The organism is Flavobacterium sp. TMP13 (genome assembly GCF_050847115.1).
Lineage (GTDB): Bacteria > Bacteroidota > Bacteroidia > Flavobacteriales > Flavobacteriaceae > Flavobacterium.
The window spans coordinates 2,692,554-2,712,552 of record NZ_CP193656.1 but is presented as its reverse complement, the minus strand read 5'-3'; the positions used below and the strand labels follow the sequence as shown (position 1 = coordinate 2,712,552).

The window sequence follows — 19,999 nt, the reverse complement described above, 5'->3', positions numbered from 1 at the left end:
TACGATATATTTGTAACCTATCTTAGTTCGGCAAAATGAAACTAAATATAGTTAAATATTAAAATACAACAGATGAAATTTATAGTATCGAGTTCGTACTTATTAAAACAATTACAAGTTCTAGGTAGTGTTATTAATAGCAATAACACCTTACCTATTTTAGATAATTTTTTATTTGAATTAGATAACGACTCTTTGACCGTCTCGGCATCTGATTTAGAAACAACCATGTCTGCTACTTTATCCATTGATTCTACAAGTCAAGGAAATGTTGCCGTTCCTGCCAAATTATTACTGGAAATTTTAAAAACATTTCCAGAACAACCCTTAACTTTTACTGTCGAAGAAAATAATACAGTAGAAATTAGTTCTAATTCAGGTAAGTATGCTTTAGCGTACGCAGCTGGCGAAGAATTTCCAAAAGCAGTAAGTTTAGAAGATCCATCGGTAACTCTTGTTCCTGCTGATGTTTTAGCCACTGCAGTAAGCAAAACAATCTTTGCTGCTGGTAATGATGATTTGCGCCCGGTAATGTCGGGAGTATTTTTTCAGTTTTCACCAGAAGGATTAACTTTTGTAGCTACCGATGCTCATAAATTAGTAAAATATGCACGTACGGATGTAAAAGCATCTCAAGTAGCCGATTTTATAATGCCTAAGAAACCATTAAATATTTTAAAAAGTATTTTAGGAACTTCGGATGCAGAAGTAAAAATTGAGTACAATGATTCGAATGCTACTTTCTCATTCGATAATTATATTTTAATGTGCCGTTTAATTGATGGAAAATATCCAAATTACGAAGCAGTAATCCCGAAAGAGAATCCAAACAAATTGATGATCGATCGTTCACTTTTCTTAAGCTCAGTGAAACGTGTCGCCATTTTCTCAAACAAAACTACGCACCAAATTCGTTTAAAAATAGCGGGTGCAGAATTAAATGTTTCTGCTGAAGATATTGATTATTCTAACAAGGCTGAAGAACGTTTGACTTGTGATTACCAAGGCGATGACATGCAAATTGGCTTTAACTCGCGTTTCTTAACAGAAATGTTGACCAACCTACAATCAGACATGATTATGTTGGAAATGTCTTTACCAAACAGAGCTGGTATTTTGACTCCTGTAGATGGCTTAGAAGAGGGAGAAACAGTTACTATGCTTGTTATGCCTGTGATGCTGAACAGTTAACATTAAATACTTTTTTTGTTAAATTTGATTCTTTGTAAATGAATTAAAAGCTGTACTATTGTAAAAAATAGCTATTAACCAACCAATTTTTATATGTTGAAGCCGCAAATTCATTTGAATTTGCGGCTTTTTACTTTTAACAGAATCATTTGAATTTCTAAAAACGCTATGTACTTTTTTTTGAGTATTTTTATGGTATGAAAATAGAAATTTGGTCCGACATTGTTTGTCCGTTTTGTTATATCGGAAAAAGACATTTAGAAGCAGCTCTACTGCAATTTCCTGCTGAAGATTTTGAAATTGAATGGAAGAGCTTTCAATTGAATCCCAATACACAACCCCAACCAGGAAAAGACGTTTACACCTATCTCGCTGAACAAAAGGGAATTTCGGTTGCCGAATCTAAAGCAATGCACCAAAATGTAGTGGATCGCGCAGCAGAAGTTGGTCTAGACTATCATTTTGAAAAAGCAATTGTTACAAATTCGCTAAATATGCATCGTATTTTGCATTTAGCTAAGAAAAAAAAATTAGGAGACCGAATGAAAGAGCTATTTCTAAAATCATATTTCATGGATGGAAAAGATTTGAATGACGCTCTTATACTTTTAGATTTGGCGATGCAAGTGGGTTTAGATCAAAAAGAAGTTGAAGAGGTATTACAAAATTCCAATTTATTTTTAAACGAGGTACAAACCGATATTGAAGAAGCAAGAGAAATTGGTGTACAAGGTGTTCCCTTTTTTGTTTTTGATCGAAAGTATGCGGTTTCGGGTGCGCAACCTGTTGATGCATTTGTAAAAACTATTCAGGAAGTTATTCAAAACGATAAAAAATAAAGAGATACAGTTATGAAATCACGAAATTATTCAATCACCTACCGAATTTTACATTGGGCAATTGCAATTTGCTTTCTAATGCTTCTTTTCACTATATTTTTAAGGTCAACTTGGCTTAACAAACACAATGTAGCCGCCATCATCCAGAATTTTATGGCGGATAACAATCAAACATTGACCGACGAACAATCAATTCAGCTCGCAAAAAAAATAAGAAAACCAATGTGGGATTGGCACATTTACATTGGTTATGCCCTAGTCGGACTGTATGCGATTCGTTTATTGGTTCCGTTTTTAGGGCAAATGAAATTTACCAATCCAATGTCGAGAGAATTTACTTTTAAAGAAAAATTTCAATATTGGAGTTACATTGTATTCTATGTATGTGTGTCGGTTTCTTTAACTACCGGTTTATTAATGATGTTTGGCCCACAGAACCTAGCTGGACCTGCAGAAAACATTCACGTTTTATCGATCTATTATTTACTCGCTTTTATCGTAATCCATTTGTTTGGTGTCTTCGGTGCCGAATTAACAACGCAACGTGGCTTAATTTCTAAAATTATAAGTGGCGGTAAGAAATAAATTTATTCTTTAATATATAAATTCTTCAGCAGCAGTTGAAGAATTTATATATTTTTCAAGTATGACTTTATATTGAATGTAGCTTCCGAAATCAAGATGCTTGTCAAATCCCAAAATTAAAGTTTCGTGATCTTCTTTAAATAAAATAGCTAATTTTTCGGCTAGTTCTTTTTTTTCTATTGCAATTCCATTAATCAAAATAGCATTGTTTTTTCTAAAATAAACAGTAGCGTTAGTTGTAGGTCGCTCCATTTTATAATACACATACGTGAATGGAATAAATGCTAAATTTTTTCCAATTGAATCGGCATATGAGTAGTAATTCTCTGCTTTTTCATTTTTATGAGCTTTTTCCTTGCGTTTCTTTTCTTGCAGTTTAATTACCTCGGGAATAGCTAGTGCTAAAGGTAAGCGTTTGTCGATGTTTACTAACCAGTTGGTAGAAATTATACTGTTTTTGCGATTTACATCTGCAATGGTATCAGTTCCTTCCATTTTAAAAAATATATAAATTGGCGAATGATCGACTACTTCAGTTACAACAGATCGATCTGATTTTGGCAATAGAACGTCTTTTTTATTTCCACAAGAAAACAAAAATCCGAAAGTTAAGGCAAGTACTATTTTCTTCATATAATTATTTTTAATCCTATATTTTTATAATTGACTACTATTTTTGTAAAAGATTATGATCCACTGATCATTTTAAAATTGATTCATTTTCTGAATGAGTTGAATGCTTTGAACTGCTTCTTTAACATCATGAACTCGTAAAATCGAAGCGCCTTTTTTCAAAGCAATTGCATTTAAAACGGTTGTTCCGTTTAAAGATTCTTCTGTTTTTATACCTAATTCTTTATAGATCATTGACTTTCTAGAAATACCTATTAATATTGGTAGCTCTAGCATTGACAATAAGTCTAATTTTTGAAAAACTTCGTAATTTTGATTTAACGTTTTTGCAAAGCCAAAGCCTGGATCGATAATCAAATCGTTAATACCTAGACTTCGAGCCAATTTTACTTTCTCAGAAAAATAAAACAACATTTCTTTTACAATATCACTATAGTTTGTTTTTTGCTGCATGGTATTTGGCGTACCTCGCATGTGCATCATGATGTACGGAACTTTATAGTTCGCAATCGTTTCGAGCATATTTGGATCTAAGTTTCCAGCAGAAATATCATTGATCATCGCCGCACCATTGTCAATACCCAATGCGGCAACTTTGGCGCGAAACGTATCAACAGATATTAATGTTTCTGGAAAATGTTTTAAAATCAATTGCATCACCGGAACAATACGGTCAATTTCTTCTTGTTCAGAAACAAACTCTGCATTGGGTTTGCTAGAATACGCCCCAACATCAATAAAATTTGCTCCTTCCAAAAGCATTTTCTCAACTTGCTTTACCATCGCAGCTTCAGTATCATACTTTCCTCCGTCAAAAAAAGAATTGGGAGTTACATTTAAAATTCCCATTACTTTCGGAATTGTTAAGTCAATGAGTTGTCCTTTGCAGTTAATTGTCATTCTAATTGTAGTTTAAAGTGCTTTTTAAAACTATAAAACTTTGTAAAGCAACATTACTTAAAATAGCAGTCGGCTTTCCCAAAAAAATGTCCTATTTTTGGAGCAATATTAGACAAATATACACCAAATAATGAAGAATACTTCTCAAGAATACGATGATGTAATTGCAATTTGTCGTTCACTTTTCATTAATAAAATGAAAGATTACGGAAGTGCTTGGCGCATTTTAAGAATCCCTTCCTTAACGGATCAAATTTTTATAAAAGCACAGCGTATTCGTAGTTTACAAGAAAATGAAATTCGTAAAATTGACGAAGATGAAAAAGGTGAATTTATCGCTATAATTAATTATTCGATTATGGCATTGATTCAATTAGAACTTGGTGTTGTCGAGCAACCTGATTTAGATGTTGTAACAGCAACGGAGTTATACGATGCTAAAATTAAATTAACTAAAGATTTAATGCTAGCCAAAAATCACGATTATGGAGAAGCTTGGCGTGAAATGCGAGTAAGCTCTTTGACTGATTTAATTTTGCAAAAACTACTTCGAGTAAAACAAATTGAAAACAACAAAGGAAAAACTTTAGTTTCTGAAGGAATTGATGCTAATTATCAAGACATGCTCAATTATTCTGTGTTTGCTTTAATTTTAGATCCAATTGATATATAATAACTTTAAATATAGTAAAAGCCTTTAGTATGAAAAATATAATTACTCAATTTTCACGCATTTTTGTTGGATGTTTATTCATCATTTCTGGACTTATAAAACTTAATGATCCTGTTGGATTCTCTTATAAACTGGCCGAATATTTTAGTCCACCTGTATTTAATGTACCTTTTTTAGAGCCTTTGGCCTTAAGCATGGCTATCTTTTTAGTTATAATTGAAGTGGTTTTGGGTGTAATGCTATTGATCGGGTACAAAGCCAAAGCTACAATTTGGAGTTTATTAGTTCTAATCGTATTGTTCACTTTTCTTACCTTCTACTCTGCTTATTTTGATGTAGTTAAAGATTGTGGCTGCTTTGGAGATGTATTGCATTTGACTCCTTGGGAATCATTTACAAAAGACATTGTTTTATTATTTTTTATCTTGATACTTTTTATCAATAAAGATTTAGTTAAGCCCTTGTTTAATAAAAACGTACAAAATATCTTGGCTTACTCTAGTGTGGTCGTTTGTAGTTTTATTGCTGTTTGGATTTTAAACCACAATCCTATTATCGATTTTCGTGCGTATAAAGTAGGTAACAATATAGAGAAAGGAATGGAAATTCCTGAAAATGCACCACAAGCTGTGGTCGAAATGAAATTTATTTATAATGTCAATGGAGAGAATAAAGAATTTACAGAAGACGATTTAATGAATATTCCAGAAGGAGCTACATTTGTTGATCGAAAAGATAAAGTGATTTCAGAAGGCTACGTACCGTCTATTTTTGATTTTACAATGGTTAAAGACGATGCTGATTATACAGACCAATTTTTAAAAGAACCAAAATTAGTTCTTTTTGTAGCGTATGATTTGAACCTTTCGTCTCCTGCAGGAATGAAAAAATTAGAGCAAATTAATAAAGATGCCCAAGCAAAAGGATATAAGGTTATTGCATTAACGGCGTCGGGAGAAACATTAATCGAACAAACCAAAAAGCAATACGGCTTAAATGTTGATTTTTATTTCTGTGATCCAATTACATTAAAAACAATTGAAAGAGCGAATCCTGCTATTGTAGTTTTGTATAATGGTACTATTATGCAAAAAGTACACTACAATGATACTGACGATTTAAAACTGTAATGAATCATTGTTTAAACATAAAGGTCCTTGAAAACTAATTTTCAAGGACCTTTATTTATTTATAGATGCTCAATTTACTAAATAGTTTCTTTTATTTAGTACACTATTACGTTTTCATTTTTATATAACAAACAATATGAGATGCTTTTGTTTATTTGCCAATACTTTTGCGAAATTTGGCAATCCGCATTTTTCATTCAGAATGTTTGATTAACTTTGTTTAAACTCAAAATACCATGAAACAATCAATATTATTACTCGTAGCATTTGCTACCTTTTCTTGCTCAAAGGCTCAAAAAACTGAATTCGCAAAAGAGGCGTTGTCTGAAAAACTAGCTACTCCAGATAATAGTCAAATTGCGTTTCAAGAAATTTTAAAAAAACACGAAGGAAAAACGGTAGTAATTGAAGTTTGGGCTTCTTGGTGTGGTGATTGCATTAAAGCAATGCCAAAATTTAAAGAACTTCAAGCCAATCATCCAGAAGTAGATTATGTTTTTATCTCTATGGATAAAACTGCTGATAAATGGAAAGAAGGAATTGAAAAACATCAATTAGTTGGTGATCATTATATGGCAAACGACGGTATGAAAGGCGTTTTTGGAAAAGCAATGAATATGGACTGGATTCCGAGATACATTATTGTAGACAAAGCTAGTAAAGTTGTTACCTACAGAGCGATTGAAACAGACTTCGATCAAATGGACGACACTTTAAACAGTTTAAAATAAAGACTTTAAAAAGATTAAATAATTAACTAAAAACTAAAATGAGAAAGAAGATTGTTGCAGGAAACTGGAAAATGCATAAAAATGCCGAAGAAACGACAGCGCTTTTAACTGAATTAATTTCAAAAGTACCCGCTTCTACAGCAGCTCAGGTAATTGTGGCCCCAACATTTGTAAATTTAGCTGCGGCTGTAAGTCAGTTGTCTGCAACTAAAATTGAGGTTGCTGCACAAAATGTTCATCAAGCCGAGGGTGGTGCTTTTACAGGCGAAATATCTGCAGATATGTTAAAAAGTGTTGGTGTAAATACAGTAATTCTTGGCCATTCAGAGCGTAGAGCTATCTTTCACGAAAGCGATGCATTAATTGCTGAAAAAGTAAATACTGCTTTGAAACATGAAATGAAAGTTATTTTTTGTTTTGGAGAAGAATTAAAAGACCGTCAGTCTGGAAATCATTTTAATATTGTAGAAAATCAATTGAAAGATGGTTTGTTTCAAATCTCAAAAGAAAATTGGTCAGCTATCGTTTTAGCATATGAGCCAGTTTGGGCTATTGGAACTGGAGAAACAGCATCGCCGGAACAAGCACAAGAAATGCATGAATTTATCAGAGAAATAGTTCGCAAATCATTTGGAGCAGACATTGCTGACGAAGTTTCTATTCTATACGGTGGTTCTGTAAAACCAGAAAATGCAAAAGAAATTTTTTCTAAAGCTGATGTAGACGGAGGTCTAATTGGCGGAGCTGCATTAAAAGTAGACGATTTTGTTGCTATTGTTACGGCTTTTTAAATGAAATCCATTTTACAGCATAAAAAAACCATCTTTTAAAAAGATGGTTTTTTTATATTTTTTAATGATTGGGCTTATCCTCATTAATATTTTTTATTTCTGAAAATTGTTCTTTCGGAATATCTTTAAAAAATTCTGCCGCCTCAAGTTCAGCTGAAGGTCCGTATCCCATAAGATACGTTCCTTTTATTTTATTTGCGGTTTCTATTACGTATAAGATAGACAAATCATCAGGATTGCTCATCCCTTCATATCGATGTTCGGCAACAATAAAAATTTCTTCAGGCGTATACTCGTATTTTGTTTCCGTATCGATTAATCGACCATCTCTAAAAAGAAAATTACAGCAATATCCTTTTCCTTGATAATGATTGATATAATCTATTTCGTGCTTATCATAATTATTGTCCATAACTTCAAATTTTATAATTTTAATTGTAGTTGGAAACAACAAGACATTTAAGTACTAATTTAAAAAACAATGAACTCGTTACCGATATAAATTGTTACGTCTTGCTGTCCCAACATTTTATACTGCATATTCAAAGCAAAATTTTGAATCGTACAGTTGTACCTTTTTTTATATTTTTCTTCTCCCACTAATTAGTGATAGGATAAATAAAATAATAAAAATAAAGAATAATACTTTGGCTATTCCGGCAGCACCAGCTGCAATTCCACCAAATCCGAATACTCCAGCCACAATTGCTAGAATGATAAATATAACTGTCCAACGTAACATAAGCGTTTAATTTAAATGGTTAGTAATAGTACATATAGTTTTTATATGCTTGATTTCTATTACAAATTTCAGCAAACTATTGTTTTAGACTTAACTCAATTACTCTAAATTTTAACTCTTAAAATATTGCTTAATAATGACAATAATGCAAATTATATAACTATAGTAGTAATTTATATAAGCTAAAGCGATAAAATAATTAGAATTTTACATTATGAACAAACACCTATTTCTTTTAATTAAAATGCCATTATTTTGATAGTATATCTAAAAAATAAATTTGAATCGATAGGTAATGTGACTCAATTTTCATTACGTTTTTTCAAAGAGCTTTTTCTTCCACCTTATGAAATGAAAGAATTTCTGAAACAATGTTATATAATAGGGTATAAATCATTGCCACTTGTCGCGATTACAGGTTTTATCATGGGATTGGTTCTAACACTACAATCTCGTCCTACATTAGTAAACTTTGGTGCCGAATCTTGGCTACCAGGAATGGTTGGACTTTCGCTAATTCGTGAAATTGCTCCCGTAATTACCGCATTAATATGTGCTGGTAAAATAGCTTCTGGAATCGGAGCAGAATTAGGCTCGATGAAAGTGACCGAACAAATTGATGCAATGGAAGTTGCGGCAATCAATCCCTTCAATTATCTTGTAGTAACGAGAATATTGGCCACTACATTAATGATTCCTATTTTGGTAATCTTTGCTGATGCAGTCGGAATTATTGGTGGTTATATTGGTATGAACATTCACAGTAACGTTACTTTCTACAGATATATATCGCAAGTGTTTAATTCTTTAGAGTTTTTAGATATTTTTCCTGCAACAGTAAAGACTTTCTTTTTCGGATTTTTTATCGGAATGATTGGTTGTTACGAAGGCTACAACGCCTCTAACGGAACAGCAAGTGTAGGTCGTGCAGCAAATTCTGCAGTAGTAAGCGCCTCGCTCTCTATTTTTATTATCGATATGATTGCCGTACAAATAACCGATTTATTCTTTTAACCTATGGAAACAGAATTACACCTACCTACTAAAGAATCTTCTAATGAAAAAGAAGCTGTTATAGAAATTAATGATTTACACATTTCTTTTGGCGACAACCATGTTTTAAAAGGAGTAACTTTTAAAGTATTTAAAGGAGAAGACGTTGTTGTTTTAGGACGTTCAGGCTCCGGAAAATCAATTACAATCAAATGTATCGTTGGATTAATTAAGCCCAGCAAAGGAGAAATCAAAGTCTTTGGAGACGATATTGTCGAATATTCTATTGGAGAGCTTAATAAAGTTAGAGTCCGTATAGGATTTTTATTTCAAAGTGCTGCCTTATATGATTCAATGTCAGTTCGCGAGAATCTTGCGTTTACGCTTAAACGCCATCATAAAGAATTGAGTGATGCAGATATTGAGAAAGAAATAATAGAAGTGCTTGAAAATGTAGGACTAGAAGAAGCAATTGATAAAATGCCTTCGGAATTGTCAGGAGGGATGAAAAAGAGAATTGGCCTAGCTCGCACCTTAATTTTAAAACCTGAAATTATTTTGTATGATGAACCAACAACTGGTTTGGATACCATTACCTCTAAAGAAATTAGTCAACTAATTATCGATATCAAAGAAAAAAGAAAAACAACATCTATCATTATCACACACGATATGGATTGTGCCAGACGAACTTCTGACCGCATTTTAATGTTAAATGACGGCGTAATTCATGCCGAAGGGAAGTACGATGAACTTGCCAAAAGTGACGATGAATGGGTAAACGCATTTTTTAAATAAAAAACAAAATCAAAAAACATAAACTTTAAAATCATGAGTAAACAATCAACATATACATGGAAATTAGGGATGTTTGTAGTAATTGGGCTTGCCCTTTTTGTCGCAACCATCTACTTTATAGGTAAGCAACAAAACTTGTTTGGAGAGACCTTTTATATTCAGTCAAAATTTAAAAATGTAAGCGGACTAGAAGTAGGAAATAACGTTCGCTTTTCGGGAATAAATATCGGAACTATTGAAGAAATAGGTTTAGTGAATGATTCAACGGTTTTGGTAAAAATGGTCATTCAAGGTGATGTACAAAAATTTATCAAAACAGACGCAAAAGCAACTATTGGCTCTGAAGGTTTGATGGGAGATAAGGTTCTGACTATTGTTCCAGGTTCAAAATCTACTGTAATGATTGAGAATAATGCCGTTATTGGGTCTCTAGCTGCAATTGAGATGGATGATTTAATGAAAAGTGTAAAGAAAAGTGTAGATAATGCTGGAATTATTACTGAAGAATTAGCCGTTTTTTCGCATAACATGAACCACGGTGATGGTGCTTTATCTAAATTAGTCACAGACAAAAAAGTAGCGAATAGTTTAGAGAAAACAATCAAAAATATTCAAAGTGCCTCTAAAGGTTTAGATGAAAACATGGATGCTGCAAAAGAGAACTTTTTATTAAGAGGTTATTTTAGACGTAAGGAAAAAGAAGAGCAAAAAGCGCTCGAGGCCAAAAAGGATTCTATTCAAGATCTTAAAGAAGCCAAACAAGAAAAGAAAGAAGACAGGAAAAGCAAAAAATAACAAACTATAATAGCATAAAAAAAGGCATATTGAAATTTCAATATGCCTTTTTTTTATAAAATAAATTCTATTTATTTTCGAATATAGGGCGGTAATAACTGGCTAGATACTTCGCCAAAACCAATTCTAATTTCACTGTTCTTGCAGTAACCACGCATAATAACAGTATCGTTATCCTCAATAAATTTACGTTCAGATCCATCTTTTAATTGGAGAGGATTTTTACCTCCCCAAGTTAATTCTAACATCGAACCAAAGCTGTCTGGTGTTGGACCAGAAATAGTTCCCGAACCCATCATATCTCCAGAATTGACCCGACAACCATTAGAGGTGTGGTGCGCCAATTGCTGTGTCATTGACCAGTATAAATGTTTAAAGTTTGTTTTACAAACTAAATTTTCATCTTGGTTTAAGGGCTTAATATACGTTTCTAAAGTAATGTCAAATGCCTTTTTCCCTTTAGTAGTTAAATAGGGAAAAGGAGCTGGTACTTGTTTCGGACCTTTAGTTCTAAAGGGTTCTAAAGCATCCAAAGTAACAATCCATGGAGAAATAGAACTGGCAAAACTCTTTGCTAAAAATGGCCCTAGAGGAACATATTCCCATTTTTGAATGTCTCGAGCGCTCCAGTCATTCAATAAAACCATTCCAAAAATATAATCTTCTGCTTCATGAACAGGCACTGCCTCTCCCATTACGTTGGCATCGGTAGTAATAAACGCAGTCTCCAATTCAAAATCAACCAAACGAGAAGAACCGAAAACTGGATCTTTTTCTCCATTTGGTAACATCTGCCCTAAAGGTCTGTGAACCGGAATGCCCGAAGGAATAATAGTCGAACTTCTACCATGATACGCTACCGGCAAATGCAACCAATTTGGTAATAAAGCATTGTCAGGATCACGGAACATAGTACCAACATTTGTGGCATGTTCTTTACTCGAATAGAAATCGGTATAATCACCAATTAATACTGGCAATTGCATTTCGACGTCTTCTATATTAAAAATAATAATTTCTCTTTGTTTTTGATCGTCTCTTAATCCAGCTGTATTGATGTCAAAAATTTCGGCAATTCGGTTGCGCACTAAACGCCACGTTTTCTTTCCATCAGAGATAAAATCATTCAAAGTATCTTGCATGAACATATCGTCTGTAAGCTCGATACCTTCAAAATAATTCAATTGTTGCAATGCACCTAAATCAATTGCAAAATCACCAATTCGAGTTCCTACGGTTACGACGTTTTCCTTTGTTAGAAAAACACCAAAAGGAATATTTTGAATGGGAAAATCACTACTCTCAGGTACTTCTAACCATGATTTACGTTTCGGATCGTTGGCTGTTATTGGCATAATTTGTTAATTATATTGTTGAAAAAATACTTGTCAAATATATCATAATCTAGCTGTACAACAAACGTTTTTTTGTATTTTTGCAACAAATTAACGAAAAACTACACAATGCAACGCGACAAACAAATTTTTGATCTTATTCTTGAAGAACAAGAAAGACAAATTCACGGATTAGAACTTATTGCTTCAGAAAATTTTGTAAGTGATGAAGTTATAGAAGCAGCTGGTTCTGTTCTAACTAACAAGTATGCTGAAGGATATCCTGGTAAAAGATACTATGGAGGTTGCGAAGTAGTTGATGTTGTTGAACAAATTGCTATTGACAGAGCCAAAGAATTATTTGGTGCTGTGTACGCAAACGTTCAACCACACTCTGGTTCTCAAGCTAATGCTTCGGTATTTCATGCGTGTTTAAAACCTGGAGACAAAATCTTAGGATTTGACCTATCACATGGTGGTCACTTAACGCACGGTTCTCCTGTAAATTTTTCAGGTCGTCTGTACGATCCTGTTTTCTACGGTGTTGAAAAAGAAACAGGTCTTTTGAATTATGATAAAATTCAAGAGATTGCTACAAAAGAACAACCAAAATTAATTATTGCGGGTGCTTCGGCCTATTCTCGTGATATGGATTTTGAACGTTTCAGAAAAATTGCTGATAGCGTTGGTGCACTTTTAATTGCTGATGTTTCACATCCTGCTGGATTAATTGTAAAAGGTCTTTTAAATGACCCAATTCCTCACTGTCACATTGTTACAACAACTACACATAAAACATTACGTGGACCAAGAGGTGGTTTAATTTTAATGGGGAAAGATTTCGAAAATCCTTGGGGATTGACTACACCAAAAGGAGAAGTTAGAATGATGTCTTCTTTGTTAGATTTAGCTGTTTTCCCTGGAAATCAAGGTGGACCATTAATGCATATTATCGCTGCAAAAGCGGTTGCATTTGGTGAAGCTTTAAAAGATGAGTTCTTTACTTATGCGATGCAATTGCAAAAAAATGCTAAAGCGATGGCTGAAGCTTTTGTAAAAAGAGATTATAACATTATCTCGGGCGGAACAGACAACCACATGATGCTTATTGATTTAAGAAATAAAGGAATTTCTGGAAAAGATGCTGAAAATGCGCTAGTAAAAGCAGAAATTACAGTAAATAAAAACATGGTTCCATTTGATGACAAATCACCATTTGTTACTTCTGGAATTCGTGTAGGTACTGCTGCAATTACCACTCGTGGTTTAGTTGAAGCAGACATGGAAACAATCGTAGATTTGATCGATAGAGTTTTATCTAATCATACAGACGAGGCAGTTATCGAAGCAGTTGGTAACGAAGTAGACGAAATGATGAGCGAAAGACCTATTTTCGTTTACTAAAAATTAGTCAAAAATCTTAAAGGTCGAAAATCGAAAGTATTGAAATAGAATTTCTATTTTAGCTTTGATTTTCGACTTTTTTTTATGACCGTACATTCTTTTGAATTTCTAACTTTTATACTTTAAAAATATGGGCGTATTGCGATTAGAATTACCAACCGATCCAAGATGGGTAAATATCGTCGAGAAAAACATCGGAGAAATTTTGACTGATCACGCTTGGTGTGAGCAAAAAGCGGCTACCAATGCCATTACTATTATCACCAATAATTCAGAACATCAAGATTTAGTAAAAGATTTATTGTCTTTGGCTAAAGAAGAAATTGATCATTTTGAACAAGTTCATAATATCATTATCAAGCGTGGTCTAAAATTAGGTCGCGAACGCAAAGACGATTACGTAAATGAACTGTATATGTACATGAAAAGAAATATTGACGGAAGTCGAGTTTCTGCGTTGGTCGAGCGTTTGCTGTTTTCGGCAATGATTGAAGCTCGAAGTTGTGAGCGTTTTAAAGTACTTTCGGAAAACATAAAAGATGAAGAGCTTTCTGTTTTTTATCGCGATTTAATGGAAAGTGAAGCTGGACATTACACTACTTTTATTACCTATGCTCGAAAATACGGCAAAGGAATTGACGTAGAAAAGCGTTGGAGAGAATGGCTGGAATTTGAAAGCAGCGTGATTGCGAACTATGGAAAAGGAGAAACCATTCACGGTTAAAACAATTACTAAAGAGAGATTTTACAAAATATAGAATCTCTCTTTTTATATAAATAAAAACTTATCTTGCCTTGAAGCACTCTATTTTATAAATAAAAGCATAGCAAAATGAGTACAATTACTGATGTCGTATTGATCAATCTCTAAACTATTCAAGATACTTCTCATCAAACTTAGCCTAATACTTTGCAGGAAATATTCTGTAACCACTACGAATAAATTTTGAATGTCTTTTACTTTATACTTGCTCTAGAAGAAACTGTTTCGAGAAAAGAACATTATTTACCTCTGGCTAATGAATAGTGAATTTTTCTTTTTATGAATATAGTTGCAGCAAAAGCAATCAAACTAAAATTCATACCATCTATATTTTACCAAATATTCAAGCCAAGTAAATTAGTACAGTTGTACTAGACGATAGCGAAAAAAGAGCGCGAAATAACGGCTCTTTAGATTTACTTTTAATGTAAATCACGTCATAAAAGATTGGCATATTATGAAAATTTGGGCTCTACATAATAGGGAAAGAAGACAGAAAAATAGAGCACAGTTACTCAATTCAAGATTATTGCATGCAAAAGAACCAGTAATTCCACTTTTATCTTAACTTGTAATTTTATCTACTATCATTTTTGCATGAATTCTTGAGTTTTCAATAAACCATTTGTGAGTCTCCATTCCGCCGCAAACTACCCCAGCTAAAAACAAACCTTTCACATTTGTTTCCATTGTTTCTGGATCGTATTTTGGTGCTCTTTTATCATCAGTATTCAGTTCTATTCCCATTCTCTCTAGAAACGACAAATCAGGTTTATATCCAGTTAATGCTAACACGAAATCATTTTCTATTGTAATTTCTCCTTCAGGACTGCTAATAGAAACCTTATTTTGCAAAATTTTACTAATGTTTGATTCAAAATAAGCTTTAATACTTCCCTCGGCAATTCGGTTTTCGATGTCGGGTTTTGCCCAGTATTTAACCCTATTATTTATTTCGTTCTTGCGAATGACCATGGTTACATCAGCGCCTTTTCTCCAACACTCCAAAGCAGCATCTACTGAAGAATTATTAGCACCAACAATTAATACTTTTTGAAAAGCATATTCGTGCGCTTCTTTATAATAATGGCGTACTTTAGAAAGTTTTTCTCCTTCAACATTCATCTCAATCGGAATGTCGTAAAAACCAGTCGCAATAACCACATTTTTAGCATTATACGTGGATTTATCTGAAGTAATAATAAATAGTTCAGATTCCGTTTTTACAACAGAATTGACTCTTTCAAAAAGGTGAATATTGAAATTAAAATAACGGTGAATATTTCGATAATACTCTAAAGCATCTTGACGTCCTGGTTTTGGAGTCAAACAATTGAACGGAATTTCTCCAATTTCCAGACGTTCGGCAGTTGAAAAGAAAGTCATATACAACGGGTAATTAAAAATGCTATTTACAATTGTTCCTTTTTCAACAATTAAGTACGAAAGCTTATTTTTCTGCGCTTCTATCGCGCAAGCCAAACCAATTGGTCCACCTCCTACTATAATCAAATCGTATGCTTTGTTCATTCTATTTTTTAATTTCCCATTCTAAAAATGGATTTTTACTCAAATATGCATTGTAAAATTTAGGGTCATTTGTTACCTCTTCGCCCAACCATTCTGGTTTTTCAAAAAGTTCATCTTCGCTAGACAGCTCTACTTCAGCTACAATTAAACCCTGATTTTCGCCATAAAATTCGTCTATTTCAAAAATATGATTGCCTTTTTTAACTTCAAATCTAGTCTTATCAATCGTGCCTTTTTCGCATAACTGTAATAATTGCTGCGCTTCTTCTAAAGGGATTTCTTTTTCCCATTCAAAACGAGAAAGTCCGCTCGAACTACCAATGCCCTTTACGGTTATAAAGCCTTTATCTCCTTTGGTACGTACTCGAACTGTTCGCGATATATCTGAACATAAATAACCTTGCGCAATTCGATTTTGTGTAAAGGACTCTGTTTTAAAATCAGAATTAAGTACTCTGAATTTTCGTTCTATTTCAATCATATTTATCACTTCTTAATCTTGTTTTAGCAAGTTACTTAAATTATTTCAGTTCAAAAACCAAAAGCCGCCAGCAAATTTATCCTTGTGCATAATAGGTCTATCGCAATTACAAAAAAATATCTTACTAAAAAGATATAAAATAGTTGATTATTAACTAGTTACACGGATTTATTTTCGCTAAATTTGAGTAAATCTTAAAATAAAACATATGTCTAAAAAAGCACTTTACCTGTTAGGTATTGTAGTTATTATAATTTTAGGTACTTTTTTATACCTAAAATTCTACTACAATTCCGATGTAAACACATCTTTGAATAATAAAGAAACGCTTGCTTCCGATTCTTATGATGGTGTTGAACTTGCTCCTTTTTTAATTGCTGGTTCTGGATTTAAATACCGTACCAATGAAAATTTTAAATTTTTAAAAGACAACGAAAAAATAATTAATCCTGTTACAGATTCAGTAAATTCAGGCATCATGCGCCTCAAAGAATACTTAGTTGATCATCCTAACGAAAAAGTATCAATTACTGGTTTTGTTGCTTCAAATGAGAATAACACTAGTACATATGATAATTTAGGATTAGCTAGGGCAAATAATATCAAAGAATACTTTATCTCACAAGGTGTACAAGCCAAACAATTGGATACCGAAGGAATAATTATTGATACTTGGACAGTGGATAATGATACCGTATATGCGCGTGCAGAGTACAAAATAGTAATGGATACAAACTAATAATTTAGCGCACTTTACTTAAAAAACCGACCAATTGCTGTCGGTTTTTTTGTGCTTTATTTATAAAGTAAAATTCCATTGTAGTTCGGGATTATACCACAGCTTACCGTTTCTTACCTCTAATGGTGCATCAAAATTATTCGTATATAATCCGCCAGTTCCTAATCCTTGAGGCATCGAATTTTGAAGTAAATAGGTCCATTGTGCAATGGCATTTAAGCCAACGTTACTTTCTAAAGCCGAAGTAACCCACCAACCTATATTGTATTTATTTGCTAGTTTGATCCACTCTTCTGATCCTTTAAATCCACCTACAAAACTGGGTTTTAAAATGATATATTGTGGCTTTATTTTTTGCAGTAATTGTTCTTTTTCTTCATACAAAAACACACCTATAAGCTCTTCGTCTAAAGCAATTGGAAAAGGAGTGTTTTTACACAGTACTGCCATGCTGTCAGTATTGTTTTTTTGAATAGGCTGCTCTATACTATGAAGCTTAAATTCAGTGAGTTGTGATAATTTACATAAAGCTTCATTTAAAGGGAATGCACCATTAGCATCGACTCTAATTTCGATTTGTTCGGGAGTAAAATGCGAGCGAATAAAGGATAATAATTGCAATTCTTTATCAAAATCGATTGCGCCAATTTTTAATTTAATACAAGTGAAATTATTAGCAATTTTATCTTCGATTTGTTGCTTCATAAATTCGGTATCACCCATCCAAACTAGACCATTTATTACTATAGCTTTTTTTCCTGCAGTGAACTCCGAAGGAAACAACTCAAAAGGTGTTGCACTAGCCAAAGATCTAAATGCCATTTCGACTCCAAATTGTATTGAAGGGAATTCTAAAAGAGCATCCCAAAGTTGATTTTCACCTAAGTGAATGTTGCTACAAGTCCAGTTTAATTTCTCTTCATAATCAGGCCGATCGTCTGCGCTTAGGCCACGTAATATTCCGCACTCTCCTATTCCTCGTTTACCGTTTTCTTCAAGAATAATAAACCACGTTTCTTTTTGCGTTAAGACACCACGAGATGTTCCTGATGGTCTTTTAAAATCTAAGATGTATTTGTGATATGTTGCTTTCAAGATACTTTAATTTAGTTGTCAAATAAATGTAAAACCTTGTCAAAATCTTTCGACGGTAATTTGGCTTTTTTAAATAATTCAAAATCAGAATTTACTTTTTCGATCCATCCTAAACTATCTGTTACATTTTGCGTCTGGTATTTTTTATAAATTGGTTTGGCATTTTTGTACTCGTCATTCACTAAATAAGCATGTGCTAAATTTAATTTGATCAACAATTCTGTATCGTCTAACGTTGCTCCTTTTTTCAAAGCATTCAGCGCCTTATCATATTGCTTGGTTAAAATATAGCAATAACCAATGGAGTTGTAATCTAAAGCAGTTGCCTTGTCATCATTTACAATTGTTAATAGAGTCGAAATCGCTTCTGCATACTTTCCAGCTAACTGCAGTGAGTATGCCTGTCTTCGCAAATCGTTGTACACATTTTTTGAAATTGCAGCATTTGAATAGCACACATCGCCAAAATCTTTAAAAGTTTTATTTTTTTCTGAAATCAGTAATTTTTGAAATTCATCAAAGCGATATTTATTTTGAATTTTGTCTAATATACAAACACAAAAGTCATCCGAGTTCGTCATCTTTTGGGCCAAATTCGATGTTTTGCATTGACTTAAAAGTTCTTTACGCCGATCTTGGCTCCAACCTCTGTTTAGTTTTACATCGACCCAAGGAACGACTTCTAAAACGATTTTTTGATTCATCAACCAATTTTTACTTTCAAAGCCAAACCAAATTGTAGTAGTATTGGGTTTTAAGCAGGACGATTTATCCAGTGAAAGTCTTTTAGCATCTTTACTTACCGCTTCATTTTGTTCAAAACAAGATTGATCGGTTTTTCCGGAGTCTTTATAATTTTTTGCCTGTTCTTTGGAAGTAAAAATAGCATACTGGCATTTATCGTCTCCTGAAATTTTAGACAATAAAAAAACTGCACCAGCAGAACCTTGACTTATTCCTGTGGGATCTGGAATTGACTTTAAAACAGAAACCAAACTATTGGCCATTTCTTGATTTTGCCCGAGCAATGTAATTCGATACACGACTTCGGTCGTACCAACAGGAAAATCTTCCGTTGGAATCGCAATTCGATCTCGAGCAGAGAGCACTATTTCTTTGGTAGTTGCTCTGTCTTTATCCCAATAACCTTGAGCGAAAACAGCAGTTGATAAACAGCTTAAAATAAGAGAGAAGACGAATATCTTATGATTCATTTGCAATAGAATTAAAGCTTCTTTATAAAGTGCAAATGTAGTTATATTCTAGTTTAAAAATTAAGAACGCTCGTTGTACATTTGCATAAGCGTACTTACTGTATTCCAGTTACGAATTGTGGCAGTCAAATTTAGCTTTTTCTCAATATATTTTTGATCTAAACGTGTCTTGCCAGCTCCAACGGCATATTTTATAAAAATTTTATTTCCGTCGATGTAAGCTTCATCTGGTTTAAACTGGCTGATTTTTAAATCGTTAATATTCTCTGTTTTCAGCGTAAGAGAAATAAAAGCAACGTATAGTTTTTTGACATCAACTTCTTTTTCTTTTAGATACTGATTGTTTTTCAAGCAACTTTCAAGATCAGCTTTCGAAATAATAAGTACAGGAACTTCGTGACCAAAAGTTTTAAAAATTTCTTGTTTAATTTTAAAACCAAGTGATGCCGCGTTTTCAGCCTCCGAATCAAAAAAAACATTTCCAGACTGAATGTAGGTCTGTACGTTTTGAAAACCAATATTTTCTAATGTAGTTTTCAATGCGTCCATCTTTATCATATTGTGACCAGAAACGTTGATGCCGCGCAGTAAAGCTAAATGAGTTGTCATGAATTATTTTTAGAATTCAAATGTAGTTT

23 protein-coding genes are annotated in these 19,999 nt (G+C 33.1%); 13 read left to right on the top strand and 10 right to left on the bottom strand.

The window, feature by feature from the left end; all coding sequences use genetic code 11:
* Nucleotides 1–72 precede the first annotated feature (72 nt).
* From dnaN to ACRASX_RS11895, 3 genes are all read left to right on the top strand, one after another.
* On the top strand, nt 73–1,191 hold the full coding sequence (gene dnaN, locus ACRASX_RS11905) for a DNA polymerase III subunit beta (protein ID WP_066307953.1): 1,119 nt from the start codon (nt 73–75) through the stop codon (nt 1,189–1,191).
* Between the two features lie 197 nt (nt 1,192–1,388).
* Nucleotides 1,389–2,030: a DsbA family oxidoreductase gene (locus tag ACRASX_RS11900; protein ID WP_432221375.1), complete on the top strand. Its 642-nt coding sequence runs from the start codon at nt 1,389–1,391 to the stop codon at nt 2,028–2,030.
* A 12-nt stretch (nt 2,031–2,042) separates the two neighbouring features.
* Complete coding sequence (locus ACRASX_RS11895; protein ID WP_066307956.1) at nt 2,043–2,615, top strand: cytochrome b/b6 domain-containing protein; 573 nt, start codon at nt 2,043–2,045, stop codon at nt 2,613–2,615.
* A gap of 9 nt (nt 2,616–2,624) precedes the next feature.
* Here ACRASX_RS11895 and ACRASX_RS11890 read toward each other — a convergent pair whose 3' ends face one another.
* Together ACRASX_RS11890 and folP are read right to left on the bottom strand one after the other, a co-directional pair.
* Complete coding sequence (locus ACRASX_RS11890; RefSeq protein WP_066307959.1) at nt 2,625–3,248, bottom strand: hypothetical protein; 624 nt, start codon at nt 3,246–3,248, stop codon at nt 2,625–2,627.
* Between the two features lie 72 nt (nt 3,249–3,320).
* Complete coding sequence (gene folP, locus ACRASX_RS11885; RefSeq protein WP_432221374.1) at nt 3,321–4,148, bottom strand: dihydropteroate synthase; 828 nt, start codon at nt 4,146–4,148, stop codon at nt 3,321–3,323.
* A gap of 130 nt (nt 4,149–4,278) precedes the next feature.
* Here folP and ACRASX_RS11880 point away from each other — a divergent pair, with 130 nt between their 5' ends.
* The 4 genes from ACRASX_RS11880 to tpiA all read left to right on the top strand — a co-directional run bounded on the left by ACRASX_RS11880 (nt 4,279) and on the right by tpiA (nt 7,473).
* Nucleotides 4,279–4,821 carry a DUF1599 domain-containing protein gene (locus ACRASX_RS11880; RefSeq protein WP_432221373.1) on the top strand — a complete coding sequence of 181 codons (543 nt, stop codon included), beginning with the start codon at nt 4,279–4,281 and terminating at the stop codon, nt 4,819–4,821.
* A gap of 29 nt (nt 4,822–4,850) precedes the next feature.
* Nucleotides 4,851–5,951: a BT_3928 family protein gene (locus ACRASX_RS11875; protein ID WP_432221372.1), complete on the top strand. Its 1,101-nt coding sequence runs from the start codon at nt 4,851–4,853 to the stop codon at nt 5,949–5,951.
* A gap of 236 nt (nt 5,952–6,187) precedes the next feature.
* On the top strand, nt 6,188–6,682 hold the full coding sequence (locus ACRASX_RS11870; RefSeq protein WP_432221371.1) for a TlpA family protein disulfide reductase: 495 nt from the start codon (nt 6,188–6,190) through the stop codon (nt 6,680–6,682).
* 38 nt (nt 6,683–6,720) lie between these two features.
* Nucleotides 6,721–7,473, top strand: a complete 753-nt coding sequence (tpiA, locus tag ACRASX_RS11865; RefSeq protein WP_066307975.1) for a triose-phosphate isomerase — start codon at nt 6,721–6,723, stop codon at nt 7,471–7,473.
* 61 nt (nt 7,474–7,534) lie between these two features.
* Here tpiA and ACRASX_RS11860 read toward each other — a convergent pair whose 3' ends face one another.
* Together ACRASX_RS11860 and ACRASX_RS11855 are read right to left on the bottom strand one after the other, a co-directional pair.
* Entirely contained in the window at nt 7,535–7,885 is a 351-nt protein-coding gene (locus ACRASX_RS11860) for a hypothetical protein (protein WP_432221370.1), read from the bottom strand.
* Nucleotides 7,886–8,053: 168 nt separating this feature from the next.
* A complete protein-coding gene (locus tag ACRASX_RS11855; RefSeq protein ID WP_066307976.1) occupies nt 8,054–8,215 on the bottom strand; it encodes a DUF1328 family protein in 162 nt (53 codons plus the stop codon).
* 255 nt (nt 8,216–8,470) lie between these two features.
* Here ACRASX_RS11855 and ACRASX_RS11850 point away from each other — a divergent pair, with 255 nt between their 5' ends.
* Genes ACRASX_RS11850 through ACRASX_RS11840 form a run of 3 tightly spaced genes read left to right on the top strand, consistent with a single transcriptional unit; the run spans nt 8,471 to nt 10,801 of the window.
* Entirely contained in the window at nt 8,471–9,229 is a 759-nt protein-coding gene (locus tag ACRASX_RS11850; RefSeq protein WP_066307979.1) for an MlaE family ABC transporter permease, read from the top strand.
* A 3-nt stretch (nt 9,230–9,232) separates the two neighbouring features.
* Nucleotides 9,233–10,006, top strand: coding sequence for an ABC transporter ATP-binding protein (locus ACRASX_RS11845; RefSeq protein ID WP_432221369.1), 774 nt, complete (start codon nt 9,233–9,235; stop codon nt 10,004–10,006).
* 33 nt (nt 10,007–10,039) lie between these two features.
* Nucleotides 10,040–10,801 (top strand): MlaD family protein, encoded by a 762-nt coding sequence (locus ACRASX_RS11840; RefSeq protein WP_066307984.1) that lies wholly within the window; start codon nt 10,040–10,042, stop codon nt 10,799–10,801.
* Nucleotides 10,802–10,872: 71 nt separating this feature from the next.
* Here ACRASX_RS11840 and fahA read toward each other — a convergent pair whose 3' ends face one another.
* Complete coding sequence (gene fahA, locus ACRASX_RS11835) at nt 10,873–12,156, bottom strand: fumarylacetoacetase (RefSeq protein WP_432221368.1); 1,284 nt, start codon at nt 12,154–12,156, stop codon at nt 10,873–10,875.
* 108 nt (nt 12,157–12,264) lie between these two features.
* On the opposite strand from fahA, the gene glyA reads away from it, so the two are divergent.
* Together glyA and ACRASX_RS11825 are read left to right on the top strand one after the other, a co-directional pair.
* Entirely contained in the window at nt 12,265–13,539 is a 1,275-nt protein-coding gene (glyA, locus tag ACRASX_RS11830; RefSeq protein ID WP_066307992.1) for a serine hydroxymethyltransferase, read from the top strand.
* Nucleotides 13,540–13,669: 130 nt separating this feature from the next.
* On the top strand, nt 13,670–14,263 hold the full coding sequence (locus ACRASX_RS11825) for a tRNA-(ms[2]io[6]A)-hydroxylase (protein WP_432221367.1): 594 nt from the start codon (nt 13,670–13,672) through the stop codon (nt 14,261–14,263).
* A 603-nt stretch (nt 14,264–14,866) separates the two neighbouring features.
* Here the strand turns inward: ACRASX_RS11825 and ACRASX_RS11820 are convergent.
* Nucleotides 14,867–15,832: a YpdA family putative bacillithiol disulfide reductase gene (locus ACRASX_RS11820; protein ID WP_432221366.1), complete on the bottom strand. Its 966-nt coding sequence runs from the start codon at nt 15,830–15,832 to the stop codon at nt 14,867–14,869.
* A gap of 1 nt (nt 15,833) precedes the next feature.
* On the bottom strand, nt 15,834–16,313 hold the full coding sequence (locus tag ACRASX_RS11815; protein ID WP_066308001.1) for a CYTH domain-containing protein: 480 nt from the start codon (nt 16,311–16,313) through the stop codon (nt 15,834–15,836).
* A 208-nt stretch (nt 16,314–16,521) separates the two neighbouring features.
* Between ACRASX_RS11815 and ACRASX_RS11810 the strand changes: the two genes are divergently transcribed.
* The gene (locus ACRASX_RS11810; protein WP_432221365.1) at nt 16,522–17,052 is read left to right on the top strand and encodes an OmpA family protein; all 531 of its coding nucleotides are present in this window, start codon (nt 16,522–16,524) and stop codon (nt 17,050–17,052) included.
* Nucleotides 17,053–17,112: 60 nt separating this feature from the next.
* On the opposite strand, the gene ACRASX_RS11805 is transcribed toward ACRASX_RS11810, so the two are convergent.
* From ACRASX_RS11805 to ACRASX_RS11795, 3 genes are read right to left on the bottom strand one after another with little or no spacing between them, the layout of a single operon-like run.
* Nucleotides 17,113–18,147 carry an o-succinylbenzoate synthase gene (locus tag ACRASX_RS11805; RefSeq protein ID WP_432221364.1) on the bottom strand — a complete coding sequence of 345 codons (1,035 nt, stop codon included), beginning with the start codon at nt 18,145–18,147 and terminating at the stop codon, nt 17,113–17,115.
* Nucleotides 18,148–18,158: 11 nt separating this feature from the next.
* Nucleotides 18,159–19,361: a tetratricopeptide repeat protein gene (locus ACRASX_RS11800; protein ID WP_432221363.1), complete on the bottom strand. Its 1,203-nt coding sequence runs from the start codon at nt 19,359–19,361 to the stop codon at nt 18,159–18,161.
* A 60-nt stretch (nt 19,362–19,421) separates the two neighbouring features.
* Nucleotides 19,422–19,970, bottom strand: coding sequence for a DUF1697 domain-containing protein (locus ACRASX_RS11795; protein WP_432221362.1), 549 nt, complete (start codon nt 19,968–19,970; stop codon nt 19,422–19,424).
* Between the last annotated feature and the right edge of the window lie 29 nt (nt 19,971–19,999).

Bases quoted from the DNA above. Each gene is read 5' to 3' on its own strand.
- folP (WP_432221374.1), bottom strand. From the start codon at position 4,148: ATGACAATTAACTGCAAAGGACAACTCATTGACTTAACAATTCCGAAA.
- ACRASX_RS11890 (WP_066307959.1), bottom strand. From the start codon at position 3,248: ATGAAGAAAATAGTACTTGCCTTAACTTTCGGATTTTTGTTTTCTTGT.
- ACRASX_RS11860 (WP_432221370.1), bottom strand. From the start codon at position 7,885: ATGGACAATAATTATGATAAGCACGAAATAGATTATATCAATCATTAT.
- ACRASX_RS11840 (WP_066307984.1), top strand. From the start codon at position 10,040: ATGAGTAAACAATCAACATATACATGGAAATTAGGGATGTTTGTAGTA.
- fahA (WP_432221368.1), bottom strand. From the start codon at position 12,156: ATGCCAATAACAGCCAACGATCCGAAACGTAAATCATGGTTAGAAGTA.
- ACRASX_RS11875 (WP_432221372.1), top strand. From the start codon at position 4,851: ATGAAAAATATAATTACTCAATTTTCACGCATTTTTGTTGGATGTTTA.
- ACRASX_RS11795 (WP_432221362.1), bottom strand. From the start codon at position 19,970: ATGACAACTCATTTAGCTTTACTGCGCGGCATCAACGTTTCTGGTCAC.
- ACRASX_RS11870 (WP_432221371.1), top strand. From the start codon at position 6,188: ATGAAACAATCAATATTATTACTCGTAGCATTTGCTACCTTTTCTTGC.
- ACRASX_RS11895 (WP_066307956.1), top strand. From the start codon at position 2,043: ATGAAATCACGAAATTATTCAATCACCTACCGAATTTTACATTGGGCA.
- ACRASX_RS11845 (WP_432221369.1), top strand. From the start codon at position 9,233: ATGGAAACAGAATTACACCTACCTACTAAAGAATCTTCTAATGAAAAA.
- dnaN (WP_066307953.1), top strand. From the start codon at position 73: ATGAAATTTATAGTATCGAGTTCGTACTTATTAAAACAATTACAAGTT.
- ACRASX_RS11900 (WP_432221375.1), top strand. From the start codon at position 1,389: ATGAAAATAGAAATTTGGTCCGACATTGTTTGTCCGTTTTGTTATATC.
- ACRASX_RS11800 (WP_432221363.1), bottom strand. From the start codon at position 19,361: ATGAATCATAAGATATTCGTCTTCTCTCTTATTTTAAGCTGTTTATCA.
- tpiA (WP_066307975.1), top strand. From the start codon at position 6,721: ATGAGAAAGAAGATTGTTGCAGGAAACTGGAAAATGCATAAAAATGCC.
- glyA (WP_066307992.1), top strand. From the start codon at position 12,265: ATGCAACGCGACAAACAAATTTTTGATCTTATTCTTGAAGAACAAGAA.
- ACRASX_RS11855 (WP_066307976.1), bottom strand. From the start codon at position 8,215: ATGTTACGTTGGACAGTTATATTTATCATTCTAGCAATTGTGGCTGGA.
- ACRASX_RS11810 (WP_432221365.1), top strand. From the start codon at position 16,522: ATGTCTAAAAAAGCACTTTACCTGTTAGGTATTGTAGTTATTATAATT.
- ACRASX_RS11815 (WP_066308001.1), bottom strand. From the start codon at position 16,313: ATGATTGAAATAGAACGAAAATTCAGAGTACTTAATTCTGATTTTAAA.
- ACRASX_RS11825 (WP_432221367.1), top strand. From the start codon at position 13,670: ATGGGCGTATTGCGATTAGAATTACCAACCGATCCAAGATGGGTAAAT.
- ACRASX_RS11880 (WP_432221373.1), top strand. From the start codon at position 4,279: ATGAAGAATACTTCTCAAGAATACGATGATGTAATTGCAATTTGTCGT.
- ACRASX_RS11820 (WP_432221366.1), bottom strand. From the start codon at position 15,832: ATGAACAAAGCATACGATTTGATTATAGTAGGAGGTGGACCAATTGGT.